Here is a 19022-nt window from a genome sequence, read left to right as displayed (position 1 = left end):
GTCGCAGCTGCAAGTTTGATCTCCCTCGGCGTCTGAAAGTCCAAGGTCCAATGGCGCCGATAGCTCGCGTTTGGCCGGGCGGGTGCGTGTGGCGACCAGAAAAATATGGAGTAGTCGCGCCATGGTGATCTTCCCCTACCAGAAGACGGGATCGTTGAGTGCCTCGACACACCGCGACTTGCCTTCCAACGGCGTAATTTCGTCATCCGTCAACGACTGCCCCAACCAGCCTTCAGGATGCTGCAGCTTGAAGGGCGCCGGAGCAAGCGCCTCAGTGATCGGCGCGAAGCCGATACGCGAATAGTAGCTCGGGTCGCCATAGGTCAAAACGATGTCTACGCCAGCATCACGCAGCGTCTGCAGGGCGTGCATCAGGAGCTTCTGCCCGATGCCCTTTCCCTGCAGCTCGGTCGAGACTGCCACGGGAGCGAGGACGAACACAGTTCGGTCATCCTGATCGTAGGCCAGCTGGGAAAAGACCGCCCCGCCGACGATCATCCCATCCGCCTCGGCGATAAAGACATAGAGATCCGGCTCCGCCGTGCTGGCCATCTGATGGCGCACCAGGTCGCCGATCAATGCGCCCTCTTCCGCGCCTTCGGAGGCGGTGAAGGTGGCGGTGAAAAGTTCGATGATGTCCTGTTCCCGTCCTTTGAAAGCTTTCGAAAATTCCATTGATGGTTCTCCTTGGCGGAGCGGCACAGACTGCCCCGATTGTGCTGGGTGCTACGCTGACCTGCCATCGGTTCTGGTTCCACCGGCATGGAGCCTGTCCCGCGAGCGAAACTGGCATTACCGATGGATTCTAGATTCTTAGGAGGAGTTTTGTATGGCTAACATTACCCGCTGGAACCCGGTCAGTGAGTTTGATTACCTGATGAACTGCTGCAACCGGCTACTTGGCCTGACTCGCAGCAACGATGAACGGGAAGGTAAAGACCTGTTCAGCAGCAGCGACTGGGCCCCGGCCGTGGATATCAAGGAAACCCCGGAGACCCTCAATATCGAGGTGGGACTACCGGGCATGTCCAAGGATGACGTGAAAGTCACGGTGCAGAACGGCGTCGGCGGTTCTCTCGTCAATGCTTGAGGGTGTCATGATAGTTGCCCACTTTTGAACAAAATCCCGCCGCATTCTGCGACTCGATGCTTTGAATGAATCGTCAGGGGGTTCAATAGATGGTCGTGGCGGGTCGCAAGCAACGACGTGGTGTACCGACCTCGTCACACTGGCTCGCGACCACATCGCGCCATCACCGAGGATTGTCCGCTATAACAACCTCTGATCCAGTCTATTTCGCATCGTCATACCAATTCCTGATAATCACGCTACCCTTTTGATAAGCTGCCTTCCTTCTACACACAAAAGAGCCGGCCCTGACGGACTGCGCCCTGTACATTCTTGTGTGCATGGTGGTTTTTCTATAACGGTTCTTAATAACTATTATTAATAATGAGGAGGCTGCATTTGGAGCTACTTCAATACGCCTTAGATAATGCAAGTCTGCTGCTGTCACGCACGATTGAGCATATTGCTCTTGTCGGCGTCGCCGTAGGCATTGCCACGTTGACGGGTGTCCCAATTGGTATCGCCATTACTAAAAATGAGCGAGTCGCCCAAAATGTGCTCTACCTAGCGTCGATTATCGTCACCATCCCCTCGATCGCACTTTTTGGGATCATGATTCCGGTTCTGTCGCTCATCGGGCATGGCATCGGCTATGTGCCAGCGGTCATCGCAGTATTGCTGTACTCCCAACTGCCGATCATCCGTAACACGTACACAGCCATAAATAACGTCAACCCCGCACTACGAGAGGCTGCACGAGGGATTGGCATGAGCCCCAATCAGCGCCTGCGTTTGGTCGAAATTCCGCTAGCCGTTCCAATTATCATGGCTGGGGTTCGCACAGCGGTCGTTCTCAACATTGGCGTCATGGCGATAGCTGCCTATATCGGCGCAGGCGGCCTGGGCACTTTCATCAGCCGTGGAATATCTCAATCCGATTCGCGCCAGTTGATTGTCGGTGCGATCGCCGTGAGTCTGCTGGCCATTATCGTTGACTACGCACTGCTGTATTTACAAAAGCGCCTGACCCCAAAAGGCATGAGCCGCCAGGCCGCAACGCCCTAACGCCTCTTTCCTGACGTAATTCTTAATATAAGAGACACCCATATGATTCGACTTGAAAGCCTGACGAAGGTGTTCGATACGCCGAAAGGCGCTGTGGTAGCCGCTGACCATATCGATATGGAAGTGCCGGAAGGGGAAATTTGCATCCTTTTAGGCCCCTCGGGCTGCGGCAAGACCACCACGTTGAAGATGATCAATCGGATCGTAAAGCCCACCTCTGGCAAAGTGTTTATCAATGGAGAGGATACAACCGGCCTCGATACCCAAACACTGCGCCGCAATATTGGTTATGTGATCCAGCAAATCGGTCTATTTCCCAATATGACTATTGAGGAAAACATCACCATTGTGCCGAAGCTCTTAGGCTGGGATAAAGCCAAGTACAAAGCACGGGCACGCGAAATGATGGCAATGATCGCACTGGAACCGGATGCTTTTCTAAAGCGCTTCCCCAGTGAATTATCGGGCGGCCAACAGCAACGCATTGGTGTGGCTCGCGCACTCGCCGCCGACCCGCCAGTGATGTTGATGGATGAACCCTTTGGAGCCATCGACCCGATTAACCGCGCCGTCATCCAAGATGAGTTTCTAAAAATGCAGCAGGAACTCAACAAAACCATCATGTTCGTCAGTCACGACATTGATGAAGCCATTAAGATGGGCGATCGCGTTGCCGTCTTTCGAGAGGGCAAGCTGGTTCAGTACTCCACGCCCGATGATTTGCTGGCAGCGCCCAAAAACGCTTTTGTGGAATCTTTCCTCGGTGAAGACCGCGCGCTAAAGCGTTTGAACCTGGTAAAAGTGCGCGAGATTGTCACCGACGAAATCGGCACGGTCACACCGAGCGATACATTAGAAACAGCGTTGGCGAAAATCGACGATTACGGCTACCAAAATGCCATCCTGATGATCAATGAGCGCAAGCAGCCCGCCGGTATAATTAGCCGATCTCTCGCTCGCACCACCAAAGGCTACTGCCGCGATCATTTCCAAGCCGTCCCTGCGGTGGTGGATCTCGACGATGACCTGCGCAAAGCCGCCTCATTGATGTTTGCCCACGACCAGACCTGGCTTCCCTGCGTGGATAAAGCAGGAACGGTGTGCGGCCAAATTACCCAGCGCGCCATGACCAGCCACCTAGGCGCACGCTATCGAGCGCGCCAAGGGGATGATCGCAAGCCATCGGCGGCCATTAAGGAGTAACCATGCCTATTCGATCCATTAAAGGGGCGCTTAAGGCACTGGTGCTGTTCGCAATTTTTTTCGCCGGCGTATGGAGCCAGTCCAGCGGCGTTATCGATGAGTTTTTGTGGTATCTACCTGACGTTCAGTATTTGATGGTGCAGCATATTTGGCTCACGGTGATGTCGGGTAGCTTGGCGATTCTCGTCGCCATCCCGCTGGGTATTGTTCTTTCGCGCCCGAAAATGGCGAACGTGGCCGAGTCACTCATGCAGGTACTCAACGTAGGGACTACCATCCCCACCCTCGCTGTGCTCGCGCTGTCGATGAGTTTTTTAGGCATTGGTACGGTACCGGCTGTCTTTGGCCTCTTTGTGGCCACGCTACTGCCCATTACCCGTAACACCTATGCGGGCCTTAAAGGCGTTAACCCGGCACTCATGGAGGCGGCCGCAGGCATTGGCATGTCACCGATGCAGCGGCTTTTAAAAGTCGAGCTACCCAATGCCCTCTATGTCATTTTTGCGGGAATGCGCACAGCGCTAACGATTAACGTGGGCACGGTTCCCCTGGCGTTTTTGATCGGCGCTGGCGGTCTCGGTGAGTTGATTTTCACCGGCATTGATCTTTACGACCCGGTCATGATGCTTTCCGGTGCTATTCCCACCGCGCTGTTGGCGATCACGATTGATGCGCTGATCGCGATTATTGCTTTTCTCGTTGTTCCCCGTGGGGTCAACCCCAGCCGCGCTTAGGTATCACCACGACTTAAGTTTCACTAACAAAAGCAGGATTCGATATGAAAATATTAACCACAGCACTGACAAGCATTGCCCTTGCAAGCAGCGTCTCGCTAGCTAACGCCAACGAAATCAGCGTTGGCGGAAAGAACTTTACCGAGCAGCAGATCCTCTCCACCATGACGACACAGTACTTGGATGGCCTGGGTTACGACGTCGATAACCGTTCAGGCATGGGCTCAGCCATTCTGCGCCAAGCGCAGGAAAATGGTCAGATTGATCTTTATTGGGAGTACACCGGCACCTCCCTGATCAACTACAACGACATCAGTGAACGCCTGAGTCCCGAAGAAACTTACCAGCGGGTCAAGGAGCTCGACGCGGAGAAGGGGCTGACTTGGCTCGCGCCATCTGATGCCAACAACACCTATGCATTGGCTATGCACGAAGAAGATGCCCAAGCACGCGGTATCGCAACACTGTCCGACCTGGCCGCTGCGGTCAACGCCGGCGAAGAACTAACGTTTGCGCTTAACGCCGAGTTCTATGCCCGTGAAGACGGCTGGCGTCCACTGATGGAAGCCTACGACTTTCGCGTGGGCCGCAGCGAAGTGAGCCGCATGGATACCGGCTTAGTTTATCAAGCGCTGCGTGACGAAGCAGTCGACGTCGGTCTCGTGTTTGCCACCGACGGTCGCATCCCCGCCTTTAACTTTTATGTTCTCGAAGACGATCAGGGCTTTTTCCCGGCTTACGCCCTCGCCCCGGTTGTACGTACCGAAACACTGGATGCAAACCCTGAACTTGCCCAGCAGATGAATAACCTTTCGGCACTGCTGAACGACGCGACCATGGCCGAGCTTAATGCCCGCGTGGATGTCGAGCGCGAGACAATTGAAGATGTGGCAGAGAGCTTCCTAAAAGCGAATGACCTGCTTTAACTTTCTAGGCCCTCGTGCATGGCACAGGCATGATGCCTTGCCGTTACATCTCAGCTCTCAGCAAAGCCGCTCCATTGGAGCGGCTTTTTCAATGAGGAAACCAATGCATTATCAAAATAAACTTCGGGTAGGCGCTGCGCAGATCAACACCACGCTTGGCGACGTAGATCACAACCTTGAGCGCCATCTGGCATTAATTGCCGAAGCACAGCGTGACCATGTGGAACTGTTGGTATTCCCCGAGCTTTCGCTAACGGGCTATCGCCTGGCAAGCCGAGTAATGCAAGTCGGCATGCCGTTAGAAGACCCGCGCCTTAAAGCACTGGCCGAAGCCTGCGGCCATATGCAGACCGTGGTCGGATTTGTGGAAGAGGCAAGCCCCGGTGAGTATTACAACGCGCTGGCCATCTTTCAACACGGCCAGTTGATTGCCGTGCACCGTAAGCTCAACTTGCCGACCTACGGCGGTCTGGAAGAAGGCAAGTGGTTTACCCATGGCAGCGAGCTCACGCACACCGATATTTGCCCAGGTTGGTCGGCTTCACAGCTGATTTGTGCAGATTTATGGAACCCAGCGCTAGTGCATGCCGCCCTTCTCGCTCGTCCGACGGTGCTTTGCGCGCCGATCAACTCAGCCAGCGGCATCGTCAGCGACGACTTTTCCAATGAAGAAAACTGGGCGTTGAATACGCGCTTCTACGCCATGACCTACGGCACGCCGGTGATCATGGCGAACCGCTTTGGACCAGAGGGCGAGAGCCACTTCTGGGGCGGCTCACGCATTCTCGGGCCCTGTGGTGAAACGCTCGCGCAGGCTGACAACAAAGAGGCACTGATTGTGGCGGATCTTTCCCGCACCGCAATCGCCAAAGCACGCTTTGAATTACCCACCCATCGCGACGCGGATACACCATTGGTCAGGGAACTTATGGCGGGGTATCGCTAGCAACGGCCAGCTCACCCGCCAGAAGAAGTATCAAATGCGAAGGGGTAAACGAAAAACTCAGTGGGAGGGAAAGCTAAACTGCGCCGACTCCTGTGCGCTCTGCTGCGGCCAGCGCTGAGAAATCGCTTTTCGCCGAGTATAAAAGCGTACTGCGTCAGGGCCGTAGGCGTGCAAGTCGCCAAACAGTGACTCTTTCCACCCACCAAAACTATGAAATGCTACCGGCACGGGTAGCGGCACGTTGATACCCACCATGCCGACTTCAATCTCATCGGCAAAGCGGCGCGCGGCTTCCCCCTCGCGGGTAAACAAGCAGGTGCCATTGCCATACTGGTGCGCATTAATGAGCTCGACGGCTTGGTCAAAACTCTCCACACGAACGACGCACAGGACCGGGCCGAAAATCTCATCGCGGTAAATTCGCATCGCTGGTGTGACGTGGTCAAACAACGTCGCGCCAAGAAAGTAGCCGGGGGAATTTTCTACCAGCGGATGCTTGCGGCCATCGAGCCTTAATGTCGCGCCAGCCGCCTCACCTTGTGCAATATAGCCTGCCACGCGATCACGGTGCGCTTGGTTCACCAACGCGCCCATATCCAGCCCTGGCTCCGTTCCAGGCCCGATATTCAGACGTTCGGCTTTTTCAGCGATCTTGTCTGCCAGCACATCGGCGGTTTTCTCGCCCACACACACAACGACCGAAATCGCCATGCAGCGCTCCCCTGCGCTACCGTAAGCAGCGCCAATCAAGGTATTGGCAGCATTTTCAAGGTCAGCGTCAGGCAATACTACGGCATGATTTTTCGCTCCACCCAGCGCCTGCACCCGTTTGCCGAGTGCCGCGCCACGCTGATAAATCGCTTTGGCCACCGGCGTCGAGCCAACGAACGACAGCGCTTTAACGTTTGGATGATCAATGAGCGCATCGGCGGCTTCACGGTCACCTTGGATGACGCTAAACACGCCGGCTGGCAGTCCCGCCTCTTCAAGTAGCTCCGCCATTTTGATTGCCACGGAGGGCACTTGCTCTGACGGCTTCAAAATAAAACAGTTGCCACAGGCGATCGCCATGGGAAACATCCACAGTGGTACCATCACCGGGAAATTAAACGGCGTGATACCGGCGACAACCCCCACTGGCTGATGGTTCGACCAGGTATCGATGCCCGGCCCAGCATTGTGGGAATACTCCCCCTTTAACAGCTCAGGAATGCCGCATGCATATTCGACGTTTTCGATGCCTCGCTTGAGTTCACCCATGGCATCTTCCAATACTTTGCCATGCTCTTCGCTAATCAGCTCACACAATTCATCGGCATCACGCTCTAATAGCATCTTGAAGCGGTACATAACCTGAGCGCGCTTGTTGGGCGGCGTATTCCGCCAGGCGGGATACGCCGCTAGCGCCTTCGTCACAGCGTCGTGGACGATATACGCATCAGCCATCGCCACTTGGCGAACCGGCTTTGCGTATGCCGGGTCAACCACGGGCAAGTGACGCGACGCTTGTACAGGATCCCCTCCGATCCAATGCTGCACGGTCATAAGCGATGAATCTGTCACAGGCTTATACTTCCTTATTCAGTAGCGCTTCATTAAACGGGTAGCGAGAGAGCTTCTCGATACCGGTTTCGGTAATCAGCACCTCTTCTTCGAGTTTGACACCATCGGCGGCGCCGACCTCGCCGATATAGCTTTCGACCGAAACCACCATGCCCGGCTCTAGAATGCCGTCCTTGGAGAAGCGATCAAAATCCGCGTGGTGAGCGACCAACGGCGTCTCACCATGCATCCCCACGCCGTGAATGATCGAGGGATAGCGGCGATCTATAAAACGTTCGGGTATCTTCCAAGCCTTTTCAGCAATTTCACGATAGCTAATACCAGGTTTAAGCAAGCCCATATTGTGATGCACTTGATCATACGCCATACGGTAGAGCTCGCATTGATACGCCGTTGGCTTGCCCGGCCCGACATGAAAAGTGCGCGAGAAATCCGAGTAATAGCCGTGACAACCGATGGTATCGGTATCCAGCGCCACCAGCTCGCCAGGACGAATCTTGCGATCACTCGCCTCGTTAAACCAAGGGTTGGTGCGTGGCCCAGACGAGAGCAAGCGAGTTTCGATAAACTCACCGCCGCCTTTGATGACTTCGCCATACATGATCGCAAACAGCTCGTTTTCGCTAATGCCGGGCTTTATAGCCGCTTCGACTTCCGCCACGGAAGCTTCGCTGGCGGCCATGGATTGTGCCAAGCAGGCAATTTCTTCCGGGGTTTTGATGCGGCGGCAATGCAGAGTGTCCTGCATGCAGTCGTAGACATCCAAGCCCTGCGCTTCTAACGCGCGGGCGTGGTTAAGCGCGCAGCGGTCAAGGCCCACCCTTTTGTTGCCTTTGCCATGCTCCTCGACCAGCTCAGCAATTTCGATACCAAAAGGATCGGAAGACATGCCATCACGTTGATTGACCGCCGACCACACCACCTTGGAGGTGCGCGCTTCATCGATGGTCTCAAGCCAGGTGGAAACGTGTGCGCTGCCGGGGTATTCGAATAGAATAATTGGCCCTTCCAGCGGCACATAGATATACCGCGTGGAATTGCGCAAAAAGTAACCAAACATATTGCGCGACCCGGTCGCGTAGCGCTGGTTATTAGGATCAAACAGCACCAGCGCCGCATAGCCCTGATCCTCCATCATCGCGCGCAGGCGCTTGAGTCGCCCGGCACGCAGCTGCTTAGGATCAAAAGCGGTAGGGATACTGTCACCGTTGCCCATTGGTGCTGAAGGAACGACCGGAATATGATCAGGTTCGTTATCCGTAAGGTTTTCACTCTCGACAATACTCATGGTGTCTCTCGTGTCAGGGTTGAATTTAGATAGACGGCATTCTCTGCGCTACGCTAATCCGCTAGGCTATCGCTGCGCTGCATGCCTTCTTTGAGGATTTTTTCGTGCACCGGCGCCATGCGGCCAAAAATACGTTGGGCACGTTCTGGGCGGCCCACAAAATTTGGCTCTTTGGCGTAAGCAAAAATCACGGTGTGGCGCTCCTTATCTCCCTCAGCCGGCGTGACCCGATGAAGTGAGTAGCGACCAAAGAACACCTGTAAATCACCCGGTTGGAGATCAAGCGCTTTCAAGCGTGAGCGATCACCGTCGATGACTTTTTCCACTTCATCGAAGTTTTCGCCTTCAGGACTCCGGATACCCGGCGCGTACTCGAAGCGCCCCCCCCCGTGGGATTGACGCGTCATCATGGTGACGATGAATTCGTTAGTGTCGTAGTGCCACGGGTGCTGACAGCCTTCACGCAGCACGTTCACCACCAAATCCGCCAACGGGTCGGCGTACCGATGAATCTCTTCTATGCCCACGACTTCACTTATAAAGCGCTGGAATTCAGGATTCTCGTACACCTGACGGATAATCGTGTCACGACCAATACGATCTCCAGCCACAAAGCCGTTTGTGCGATCGTCAAAACGGTTTTTGGGGTGATTTGCCGGCAGTGAGGGATCTCCTTCGCTGTTATAAGGGTTCGTCTCGGTTTGGTTGTAGTGAGCATCCGGGGATAGCCGCTCTGTTTCACGCTCAAGGCGTGCTAAAGCCTCTTCAGGAACAAAGTTTTTAAGCACCACGCAGCCGTCTTCGTCTAACTGACGGCGGCATTCTGCGATTAACTCACGCCCGGTTTCGCTGTCCAGCGCATCAAGGGGGTACGTTTTGAGATCGATAAGGCCATCTAATGCATTTGCCGATGGAGTAACCACGGTCGCTTGCATGACAAGTACTCCTGTCGAATTAACGGATATTGCTTCGAATGAGGTCGCGTTGAAGATGTTTTGGACAGGGTAGTGACAGACACCCCATAATAGAAATGAATAGTTGAGATACGACCCATTTAGAAGGCTCATTTATCATGGATACGGATTTACTTCGCGCCTTTGTCACCGTGGCGGAATGCCAAGGGTTTAGCGCCGCTGGCAAAGTGCTGCATCGAACCCAATCCGCAGTGAGTCTGCAAATAAAGCGCCTTGAAGATAAGATGCGGCAGCCGCTGTTTGAACGTACTAGCCGTAGCGTGTTGTTGACGGCCGCAGGAGAGCGTTTGCTGCCCTACGCACGCCATATACTCAAGCTGGAAGATGAAGCTAAAGACTTGCTTAGAGGTGGGACGCATGGCGAAATCATTCGGCTAGGCACCTCTGAAGAACAAGCAGCTGCCTACTTGCCGGACTTGTTACCACGCTTCTCTGCTCAGTTCCCCCATATCCAGCTAGAGGTGCAGTGTGATATCAGCGATAACTTGGTCAAGCGATTCCAGGAAGGCTTGTTAGATGTTGTGCTTTCGGTGAGACATAAACCGACACAATCCGGGCAGCTACTCGGCTGGGAGCCGATGGTTTGGGTTATCGCTGAGCACGCGTCCATTGAACAATGGCAAATATTACCGCTTGCTTTAAACCCTGAGGGCTGCATTTTTCGTGCGCATGCGTTGTCTGCGCTTGGGCGTGAAGAGAAGCGTTGGGAGCTTCGCTACGTCAGCCAATCCCCGACAGGAATTAACGTTCCCGTACAAAATGGGCTTGCGGTAACTATTAAAACACCGCGGAGCGTACCAACAGGCTGTCGGATAGTGGCAAAAGAAGAGGACCTTCCTCACTTGGGGCATGTCGAAATTGAGCTTCACCAACGCCCGGGGCATTCCAGTGAAGCCTTTCAGGCGTTTTGCCAAGCACTTGAAGGGATTGTGGCAGAGCATGACTCAATTGCCTGCCTAGGTGACAACAATGAAGTGCAATGTAGAGCCCTTGAACCCTCCGACGATTCATTCAAAGAATCGAATCGCAGAATGCGGCAGGATTTTGTTCAAACGGCCGGGCATTGAGAGCACCAACGCATTCTCACCTGGGTTTCACTGTCGCGCTGAGTTAAAGATTGGTCGGGTGGGTGTTGGCCCTCTCGCCCAGGTGCGACAGCCTCGTATGCGATCGGGAGCTTGCCTCCGGCTTTCTTCAGACTCCCCCGCCAGACCTGGCGCACAAATGAAAGGGCCGCCGATCATCGATCAGCGGCCCTTGGTATTACCCTTTCAGTGCGCCGGATGGCCGACGCCTGGATCAGGCAGTCTTGGCGGTGGTACCGGCCGTATCAGTCGCCTGCTTGGCTTTGCTCTCGGCAGCCTTCTGGGTCTGCTTGACGTTCTCTTCGGTCAGCTTCTGGCTATTCTTGACGAAGTCCTGCTGCAGGGCTACAACCTTCTCGGCATCGCCTTTCAGGCGCTCGGTCATATCCTTGGCGACTTGCTGCTGGCCTTCCATGTACTCGCGGAAGCCTTCGGCATCCTTGACCTTCATGAGGTTGCGCAACTGCGTCAGGCTGATGTCGGAGTAGGCCTTGACAGCCTCCTGCTGGGCGTTGATCAACTTCTCGCTGTAGTTCACGGAAAGTTCAGCATAGGCACGAGCCGGACCGAAGAACATGGTTTCGAACTGATTGGTGATCTGCTTGGTGTCGAATGCGTTAGTCATGGTGAGAACCTCCAGGTTCTGAGTGCAATGGAACGGGAGATTCCCGCTCTGCTGCAACGCACAATAACAAGGTTAATGTGGCAGCGAATTAATACAAGTTAAGTTAGACCCCAAAATTGAAACACACTCAAAAATACCTCAGATCAAGAAAACCTTCGCCTCTCTGGAATTTACGGTATTTGAACTGGATATCCAGGATGGCTAGCCTTAGAGGCCTGCCCCTTGCCGAGAACCGGGCTGGTTTGCCCATCGAAGAACAGAAAGGAATCAGGGTGTTTCTTCCAGCAGACCGATAGCAAAGTCTATCTCAGGGGTAAGCGTTTGGAACAGCTCATGCCGTCCATCGTGGGACATATGATGGCCGTCACCGGGCCTCAGCCTAATACTTCCGAACGTGCCATGAATATAGGAGAGCATCAGGTCAACCCTTTCCTCTGTCGTGGTATCCGAATGAAAGTACCAGGAAGACCCATTAGCGAGATCAACACGAACCAATTGAGCAGTCATAATCGTTCTCCAATGTTGAAGGTTTTGAACAACCTGGCAATAAGAGAGAAATAGAAGATATCGGATAGAGACTAAAAAGCAGGGCAATGGAAAGAGGTGAGGGCCGGCCTCCTGGCCTCATCGAGCGTATCCTTGCCCGCCACCCCCATGGCTCCAAGGTAAATTGTTAATATTACCGTGCGAAGACAAGCTTAAAAATTTAGATAACTATTTAGGGGCTGTCTCGTGGGGATCACCGGAATAGTTACCGAAAAATATCCTAACCGCCGGACTGATGGGCTGGCCTGTGAAGCGACTGGAGCGAGGGTAGCGGCGTTATCAGCATCATCGGGATAGAAGGTAATGCCGTTGCTCGGACCGCTTGCGTTCGGTGATATCGCGCAAAACCCCGACAATAACCATGGAATCGTCCGAGCGAATGGCGTGCCGGTGCATTTCCACTGTCACCAGCAAGCCCCTTGCGCTTGGCAAGCAGCTCTTTATTCGCCGATAAGCGGTCACCAACACTAAAGATTAAAAACAGTGCGGGTGTCCTCTTGATGCAGTGTTTGAGATTGACGCTAATCTCCTTTGTTACTAACGTTAATTTGTCATAGCAGTGGAGCAATCCATGCCTGTCAATCGCGTCGAGCGCAAACACAAAGATATCTATGGCCGGCTGCCTTCGGCAGGGTTTCAGCGGATGACGCAGATTGTCGGAGACACCAGCATCTTGATGACGACCCGCACGTCATAGAGGCTATCAAGTCTGCGCAAGATCAATCACTTAAGAGTATTCAGTCTGGTTTTCGTGTATTTGTTTCACATGCCTCCTGTGAATCTCATAAACGATCTGGGTAGGCGAAGGGATGTTTTTGCACTTGGTTACGACGAACGCCACGGCGACGAAAGGAAACCATAGGGAAAACAAAAGATGTCGGCAAATCTTCCGGATTACGAACAGTTCTGCAGCAACTTTTCCTGGGACCAGGCCCGACAGGAGATAGCCGGGATGGGCAACGGCCGACTCAACATCGCCTTCGAGGCTCTCGACAGGCACATGGACACGGAAACGGCGGAGCGTACCGCCATCCGCTTTCTGGCCCGGGACAGTGAAACACCGGTGGACATCAGCTACCGGGCGCTAAACGAGCGCGCCAACCGCTTCGCCAATGTGCTGCTGGACCTGGGGGTGAAACCCGGCGAGCGTGTCTATGGCCTGGCCCACCGCATTCCCGACCTGTACGCAGCAGTGCTCGGCACCCTCAAGCATGGCTGCGTATTCACGCCTCTGTTTTCTGCCTTCGGCCCGGAACCGATACGCCAGCGAGTGGAAATCGGTGAGCCGGCAGTGCTGGTCACCAGCAAGCGTCTGTACCAGAAGAAGGTGGCCGACTGGGTGGCCGAAACGTCCTCGGTGCGCCATGTGCTGCTGATCGATCAACTCGACGAAGCCCCTGCAGGCACCTTAGACGCTACGGCGTTGATGGACGCCGCCAGTGGTGACTATGCCACCCGCGACATGGCTCCGGAAGATCCTGCCCTGCTGCATTTCACCAGCGGCACTACCGGCAAGCCCAAGGGGGCGCTGCATGTGCACGATGCAGTGATCACCCATCACATGACCGGGCGCTATGTGCTGGACATGCATCCCGGTGACATCTACTGGTGCACGGCGGACCCGGGCTGGGTCACCGGCACCTCCTACGGCATCATCGCCCCGCTGACCAACGGTGTGACCATGGTGGTGGACGAGGCCGAATTCGACGCCGAGCGCTGGTACCGGATCCTCCAGAACCAGAAAGTGGCGCTCTGGTACACCGCCCCCACTGCGATCCGCATGTTGATCAAGCTGGGGGAAGAACTGCCCCGGGCCCATGACCTGTCCTCGCTGCGATTCATGGCCAGCGTCGGCGAGCCGCTCAACCCCGAAGCGGTGATTTGGGGGCAAAAAGTGCTGGGCCTGCCCTTTCATGACAACTGGTGGCAGACCGAGACCGGCGGCATCATGATAAGCAACTATGCCGCTTTGGAGGTCCGCCCCGGCTCCATGGGCAAGCCCGTTCCCGGTGTCGAAGCGGCAGTAGCACGCAGGACCGAAGATGGTATCGAACTGATTGATGAGCCCAATGAAACCGGCGAACTGGTGCTGAAAAAGGGCTGGCCTTCAATGTTTCGCGGCTACCTGCATCAGGAAGAGAAATACCGCAACAGTTTTTCCGGCGACTGGTACCTTACCGGCGACCTGGCGCGCCGAGATGCGGACGGTTACTTCTGGTTTATCGGCCGCGACGATGACGTGATCAAGTCTTCCGGCCACCTGATCGGCCCCTTCGAGGTGGAAAGCGTGCTGCTCGAGCATCCCGCGGTGGCCGAGGCCGGGGTCATCGGGGTGCCCGACGAGGTGGCCGGGGAAACGGTGAAGGCCTTTGTTTCACTGAAACCGGGATACCCGCCGGACGAGGCCCTGCGCAAGGAGCTGATGGGACAGGCCCGTAAGCGCCTGGGCCCGGCAGTGGCGCCACGCCATATAGAATTCCGTGAGGACCTGCCACGCACCCGCAGCGGCAAGATCATGCGCCGGTTGTTGCGCGCCCGCGAGTTGGGCCTGCCTGAAGGCGACACCTCCACCCTGGAAGGCAACAGGGAATAACAAGCACCGGCACGAGGAGCAGGCGATGAATGAGGCAACCGCTGCGGGCAAGCCTCGGCTGACGAGGGAACACGCACTGGCACTGTTGCGCGGCATGCTGCGCGTGCGTCGCTTCGAGGAGCGCTGCGTTGAGCTGTACACTCAGGAGAAGATCCGCGGCTTTCTACACGTCTGCATCGGCCAGGAAGCGGTGGCCGCCGGCGTCATGTTCAACATCGCCGACGACGAAGCGGTGGTGGCCGCCTACCGCGAGCATGGCCATGCCCTGCTCAAGGGCATGACCATGCAGCAGGTGATGGCGGAGATGTACGGCAAGGTCTCCGGCTGCGCCAGGGGCCGGGGTGGCTCCATGCATCTTTTCGATGCCGACACCCGCTTCTATGGTGGCAATGCCATCGTCGGCGGTGGTATCCCCCTTGCCGTCGGCCTGGCGCTGGCGGAAAAGATGCAGGGCGGCAACCGGGCCACGGTGTGCTTCTTCGGCGACGGCGCCGCCTCAGAAGGCGTCTTTTACGAATCCCTGAACCTGGCTGCCCTCTGGCAACTGCCGCTGGTGTTTGTGTGCGAGAACAATTACTACGCCATGGGCACGCCGATTGCGGTGGAACACGCCCAGCCAGAGATATACCGCAAGGCCGAGGCTATCGGGGTGCCCGCCGAACGGCTTGATGGCATGAGCGTGGTCCAGGTGGAAGCGGCTGCGCGCAAGGCCCTGGCAGCAGCCCGTGCCGGCAAGGGCCCGCGCCTGATTGAATGCGAGACCTATCGTTTCCGCGCGCACTCCATGTTCGACCCCCAGCGTTACCGGGATCAGACCGAGGTGGAGGAGTGGAAGAAGAAGGATCCCGTCGACCGGCTGGCCGAGTGGATGGCCCAGGCTAACCTGATCGATGAGGACCAACGCAAGACCATGGAAGCAGAGATCGCCGAGGAAGTGGAGCAAGCCGTTCAGTTCGCCGAAGCGGCAGAATGGGAGTCAGAAAAAACGCTGTTTGACCATCTCGTTCAGCCGCTGCCAAAACCTCTGGCCCCACCCCCGGCGCCGGAGATCGAGGCCACGGAAACCACCCTGCGCGAAGCCTTTCACCGCGGGCTGGAGGAAGCCCTGGAACATGATGATCGGGTTTTTCTGATGGGCGAGGACATCGGCCGCTATGGTGGCTGTTATGCCGTCACCCATGACCTGTTCGGGCAGTTCGGTGCCGAGCGCATCATCGATACGCCGCTGGCGGAGAACGGCTTCACTGGGGCCGGCTTGGGCGCCGCATTGGGCGGCATGCGACCGGTGATCGAAATCATGACGGTGAACTTCAGCCTGCTGGCCATTGACCAGATCGTGAATAGCGCCTCCGCCCTGCTGCACATGTCCGGTGGCCAGTTCAATGTGCCCGTGGTGATTCGCATGGCCACCGGCGCAGGCCGCCAGGTGGCGGCACAACACTCTCACAGCCTGGAAAACTGGTATGCCCACGTGCCTGGGCTGAGGGTGCTGGCGCCGGCCACCGTGGAGGACGCCCGTTACATGCTCTGGGCGGCATTGCAGGACCCCAACCCGGTGGTGATCTTCGAGCATGTGATGCTCTACAACCACAAGGCCGAGCTGACGCCACAAGCGCAAGGCGTGGATATCGAGAAAGCCGCGATTCGCCGGCCGGGAACGGATATCAGCCTGATCACCTACGGTGGCTGCCTGTACAAGACGCTGGAGGCCGCCGAGCAGTTGGCCGCCGAGGGCATCGAGGCGGAGGTGATCGACCTGCGCGTACTGCGACCGTTGGACACCGACACCCTGATCGAATCCGTGAGCCGCACCCGGCGCGCAGTCATGGTAGACGAAGGCTGGAAAACCGGCAGCCTGGCCGGCGAACTGATGGCGATACTCACTGAGCAGGCATTCTGGGAACTGGACGCACCGCCGGCCCGGGTATGCAGCGCCGAGATACCGGTGCCCTACGCGAAACACATGGAGCAGGCCGCCCTGCCCAGGGTGGCAGACATTGTCGCCGCCGCGAAACGCACGCTCGGAGAAGCACCGTGAGTGATTTCAGCATGCCCTCGATGGGCGCCGACATGGACAGCGGAAAGCTGGTCGAATGGAAGGTCAAACCCGGCGACCGGGTAAAGAAAGGCCAAGTTGTCGCCGCGGTGGAAACTTCCAAAGCCGTGCTCGACGTGGAGGTGTTCGAGGACGGCGTGGTCGAAGAACTGTACGTCGAAGAAGATACCGACGTGGATGTGGGCGAGCCGCTGGCCCGGATCGGCGATGGCAGCCGTGTCGGCAAGCAGAAACCCCAAGCCGCAGGGAAAGAGCAAACGCAGCCGGCGTCTGAAACGAAAACCGAACCAGAAGCCGAACCGAAAGCCACGCCTAAAAAGCCCTCGGCCAAGGAACCCGCCGTGGTACCGGCCGCCGCCAAGCCCGAATCGGAAGGCCGTGTGCCAGCTTCCCCCGCCGCACGCCGCAAAGCCCGGAAGGCCGGCATGGCACTAGCTGACCTGCGCGGCAGTGGCCCCGCCGGCGCCATCGTGCTCCGGGACCTGCAAAGCGCGCAGCCCAGCAAACCTGCCACCCGGCCGGGGCCGGGGCCGGGCTTTGACCGCGGGCAGATGCGCGCCGCCATTGCCGCCGCCATGAGCCGCGCCAAGCGCGAGATACCACATTACTACCTGGCCAACACCGTGGATCTGCACGCCGCCGAGCAATGGCTCACCGGCTACAATGAACACCAGCCACCGGAAAATCGGCTACTGCTATCCGCGCTATTCATGAAGGCCACCGCCCTGGCCTTGGCCCGCTACTCGGAGCTCAACGGCCACTATGCTGGCGACGGCTTCACTGCCGCGACCCAGGTCAACTTGGGCATGGCCGTGCACCTGCGAGGCGGCGGCCTGGTGGCCCCGGCCATTATGGATGCCGACACATTGACTCTGCCGGAACTGATGCACCAGCTTCGCAATCTGGTGCGCCGCGCCCGGGGCGGCGGTCTGCGCGTCTCCGAGATGGCAGGCGGCACCGCCACCGTCACCGCCCTCGGCGATCGCGGCGTGGACACCGTGTATGGCGTCATCTACCCCCCGCAGGTCGCCATGATCGGTATCGGCCGCGCACACCGGCGCCCGCTGGCGGTGGATGACGGCGTCGCCGTGCGCCTGTCCGTGGATATCACCCTGGCGGCGGATCATCGGGTCTGTGATGGACACCTCGGCGCCCTGTTCCTCAACGAAATTGAACAACGGCTACAACAACCGGAGGCACTGTGAATCGGGATGAATTGCGCAACGCGGTACTGGAAGAACTGTCCGGCATTGCACCAGACATAGACTTGGCATCGTTCGATGACAACGCCAACCTACAGGACGAATACGACCTGGATTCGATGGACGCGCTGAACCTGGCGGAGGCTGTGCACAAACGGCTGGGGGTGAATATTCCGGATCAGGATTATGCCCGCATGCACTGCATTGCCGAGCTGCTCGATTATCTGGAGAAAAAGCTTTGAGCCTCGCGTAGTGGACTGCCCAGCAGGCGGGTTAGCCGATGGGTGGACCTTCATTTCATAGCTGAGACAGTTAGCGTTAGAGCTAAACTCTGCTGATGCCGTTTGTTGGTGACGTTGGCAATCATGCCGGACTACCCGGGTTCAGCCGGGGTGCACACTCGCAAACAGACCGGGAGGGACGACCATCCATGGTCCTTTTAGACACTTTCTTCAGGTAATTCGGCGCTTCATCAGTCTCGACGAAATTTTTCGCCACCACCCCGATTGAAAAATAACCTATCGATCCTACACTCAAAGCTAGAAAGCATTAACGAAGAACCATCCGGTTGGTGCCACCGGTATGGAGACTGCCCCGTGAGCGTAACTGGCACCACCAATGGATTTTAGATTCTTAGGAGGAGTTTTGTATGGCTAACATTACCCGCTGGAACCCGGTCAGTGAGTTTGATGACCTGATGAACCGTTACAACCGGCTACTTGGCCTGACTCGCAGCAACGATGAACGGGAAGGTAAAGACCTGTTCAGCAGCAGCGACTGGGCCCCGGCCGTGGATATCAAGGAAACCCCGGAGGCCTTCAATATCGAGGCGGAACTACCGGGTATGTCCAAGGATGACGTGAAAGTCACGGTGCAGAACGGCGTTTTGAGCATTCAGGGTGAGCGCAAGCACGAGGAAGAAACCGACGACAAGAAGCACCACCGCATTGAGCGATTTTATGGCAGTTTCCTGCGCCGATTTACCCTGCCGGAAAACGTGGACGAAGACAGCATCCAGGCCAATTTCAAAGATGGCGTTTTGTCCCTGACACTGACCAAGGCGGAGCCGGCTGAACCCAAGTCTATTGAGGTGGAAGTTCAATAAAAGATTGAGTTGGAAGTTCAATAAAAGATGCCCCGTCCGGTT

20 protein-coding genes are annotated in these 19022 nt (G+C 56.6%); 13 read left to right on the top strand and 7 right to left on the bottom strand.

Features of this window, described 5'->3' with window-relative positions; genetic code table 11:
* Nucleotides 1–135 precede the first annotated feature (135 nt).
* Nucleotides 136–675 carry a GNAT family N-acetyltransferase gene (locus DU506_RS08200; RefSeq protein WP_114486456.1) on the bottom strand — a complete coding sequence of 180 codons (540 nt, stop codon included), beginning with the start codon at nucleotides 673–675 and terminating at the stop codon, nucleotides 136–138.
* Between the two features lie 154 nt (nucleotides 676–829).
* Here DU506_RS08200 and DU506_RS08195 point away from each other — a divergent pair, with 154 nt between their 5' ends.
* The 6 genes from DU506_RS08195 (at nucleotide 830) to DU506_RS08170 (ending at nucleotide 5943) form a co-directional block, all read left to right on the top strand.
* Complete coding sequence (locus tag DU506_RS08195) at nucleotides 830–1090, top strand: Hsp20/alpha crystallin family protein (protein ID WP_220254322.1); 261 nt, start codon at nucleotides 830–832, stop codon at nucleotides 1088–1090.
* Nucleotides 1091–1468: 378 nt separating this feature from the next.
* A complete protein-coding gene (locus DU506_RS08190; protein WP_114486455.1) occupies nucleotides 1469–2134 on the top strand; it encodes an ABC transporter permease in 666 nt (221 codons plus the stop codon).
* Nucleotides 2135–2176: 42 nt separating this feature from the next.
* Entirely contained in the window at nucleotides 2177–3337 is a 1161-nt protein-coding gene (locus DU506_RS08185; protein WP_114486454.1) for an ABC transporter ATP-binding protein, read from the top strand.
* Nucleotides 3338–3339: 2 nt separating this feature from the next.
* Nucleotides 3340–4071, top strand: coding sequence for an ABC transporter permease (locus tag DU506_RS08180; protein ID WP_114486453.1), 732 nt, complete (start codon nucleotides 3340–3342; stop codon nucleotides 4069–4071).
* A 44-nt stretch (nucleotides 4072–4115) separates the two neighbouring features.
* On the top strand, nucleotides 4116–4997 hold the full coding sequence (locus DU506_RS08175) for a glycine betaine ABC transporter substrate-binding protein (protein ID WP_114486452.1): 882 nt from the start codon (nucleotides 4116–4118) through the stop codon (nucleotides 4995–4997).
* A 103-nt stretch (nucleotides 4998–5100) separates the two neighbouring features.
* A complete protein-coding gene (locus tag DU506_RS08170) occupies nucleotides 5101–5943 on the top strand; it encodes a nitrilase-related carbon-nitrogen hydrolase (protein ID WP_114486451.1) in 843 nt (280 codons plus the stop codon).
* Nucleotides 5944–6000: 57 nt separating this feature from the next.
* On the opposite strand, the gene DU506_RS08165 is transcribed toward DU506_RS08170, so the two are convergent.
* From DU506_RS08165 to DU506_RS08155, 3 genes are read right to left on the bottom strand one after another with little or no spacing between them, the layout of a single operon-like run.
* Nucleotides 6001–7488 (bottom strand): CoA-acylating methylmalonate-semialdehyde dehydrogenase, encoded by a 1488-nt coding sequence (locus tag DU506_RS08165; RefSeq protein ID WP_114486450.1) that lies wholly within the window; start codon nucleotides 7486–7488, stop codon nucleotides 6001–6003.
* 22 nt (nucleotides 7489–7510) lie between these two features.
* Nucleotides 7511–8794 (bottom strand): M24 family metallopeptidase, encoded by a 1284-nt coding sequence (locus tag DU506_RS08160; protein ID WP_114486449.1) that lies wholly within the window; start codon nucleotides 8792–8794, stop codon nucleotides 7511–7513.
* Between the two features lie 53 nt (nucleotides 8795–8847).
* Complete coding sequence (locus DU506_RS08155) at nucleotides 8848–9729, bottom strand: HalD/BesD family halogenase (RefSeq protein ID WP_114486448.1); 882 nt, start codon at nucleotides 9727–9729, stop codon at nucleotides 8848–8850.
* 137 nt (nucleotides 9730–9866) lie between these two features.
* Here DU506_RS08155 and DU506_RS08150 point away from each other — a divergent pair, with 137 nt between their 5' ends.
* Nucleotides 9867–10835, top strand: coding sequence for a LysR family transcriptional regulator (locus DU506_RS08150; RefSeq protein ID WP_114486447.1), 969 nt, complete (start codon nucleotides 9867–9869; stop codon nucleotides 10833–10835).
* Nucleotides 10836–11067: 232 nt separating this feature from the next.
* On the opposite strand, the gene DU506_RS08145 is transcribed toward DU506_RS08150, so the two are convergent.
* The 3 genes from DU506_RS08145 to DU506_RS22765 form a co-directional block, all read right to left on the bottom strand.
* Complete coding sequence (locus DU506_RS08145) at nucleotides 11068–11478, bottom strand: phasin family protein (RefSeq protein WP_114486446.1); 411 nt, start codon at nucleotides 11476–11478, stop codon at nucleotides 11068–11070.
* Nucleotides 11479–11745: 267 nt separating this feature from the next.
* Nucleotides 11746–11985 (bottom strand): hypothetical protein, encoded by a 240-nt coding sequence (locus DU506_RS08140; RefSeq protein ID WP_114486445.1) that lies wholly within the window; start codon nucleotides 11983–11985, stop codon nucleotides 11746–11748.
* 324 nt (nucleotides 11986–12309) lie between these two features.
* On the bottom strand, nucleotides 12310–12486 hold the full coding sequence (locus DU506_RS22765) for a PAS domain S-box protein (protein WP_415843580.1): 177 nt from the start codon (nucleotides 12484–12486) through the stop codon (nucleotides 12310–12312).
* Nucleotides 12487–12595: 109 nt separating this feature from the next.
* Between DU506_RS22765 and DU506_RS22455 the strand changes: the two genes are divergently transcribed.
* From DU506_RS22455 to DU506_RS08110, 6 genes are all read left to right on the top strand, one after another.
* A complete protein-coding gene (locus DU506_RS22455; RefSeq protein WP_268877312.1) occupies nucleotides 12596–12721 on the top strand; it encodes a hypothetical protein in 126 nt (41 codons plus the stop codon).
* A 177-nt stretch (nucleotides 12722–12898) separates the two neighbouring features.
* Nucleotides 12899–14617 (top strand): acetate--CoA ligase, encoded by a 1719-nt coding sequence (acsA, locus tag DU506_RS08130; RefSeq protein ID WP_114486443.1) that lies wholly within the window; start codon nucleotides 12899–12901, stop codon nucleotides 14615–14617.
* A 25-nt stretch (nucleotides 14618–14642) separates the two neighbouring features.
* On the top strand, nucleotides 14643–16655 hold the full coding sequence (gene pdhA / locus DU506_RS22120) for a pyruvate dehydrogenase (acetyl-transferring) E1 component subunit alpha (RefSeq protein ID WP_114486442.1): 2013 nt from the start codon (nucleotides 14643–14645) through the stop codon (nucleotides 16653–16655).
* Nucleotides 16652–17878, top strand: coding sequence for a dihydrolipoamide acetyltransferase family protein (locus DU506_RS08120; protein ID WP_114486441.1), 1227 nt, complete (start codon nucleotides 16652–16654; stop codon nucleotides 17876–17878). The genes pdhA and DU506_RS08120 overlap by 4 nt, the downstream gene beginning before the upstream one ends.
* Entirely contained in the window at nucleotides 17875–18117 is a 243-nt protein-coding gene (locus DU506_RS08115) for an acyl carrier protein (protein WP_114486440.1), read from the top strand. Before DU506_RS08120 ends, DU506_RS08115 begins: the two co-directional genes overlap by 4 nt.
* A gap of 407 nt (nucleotides 18118–18524) precedes the next feature.
* The gene (locus DU506_RS08110; protein WP_114486439.1) at nucleotides 18525–18980 is read left to right on the top strand and encodes an Hsp20/alpha crystallin family protein; all 456 of its coding nucleotides are present in this window, start codon (nucleotides 18525–18527) and stop codon (nucleotides 18978–18980) included.
* The last annotated feature ends 42 nt before the right edge of the window (nucleotides 18981–19022 follow it).

The sequence above is a fragment of the Vreelandella rituensis genome (assembly GCF_003336665.1).
GTDB lineage: Bacteria > Pseudomonadota > Gammaproteobacteria > Pseudomonadales > Halomonadaceae > Vreelandella > Vreelandella rituensis.
The sequence above is the reverse complement of the archived record's forward strand: the minus strand, read 5'-3'. Positions and strand labels throughout refer to the sequence as shown.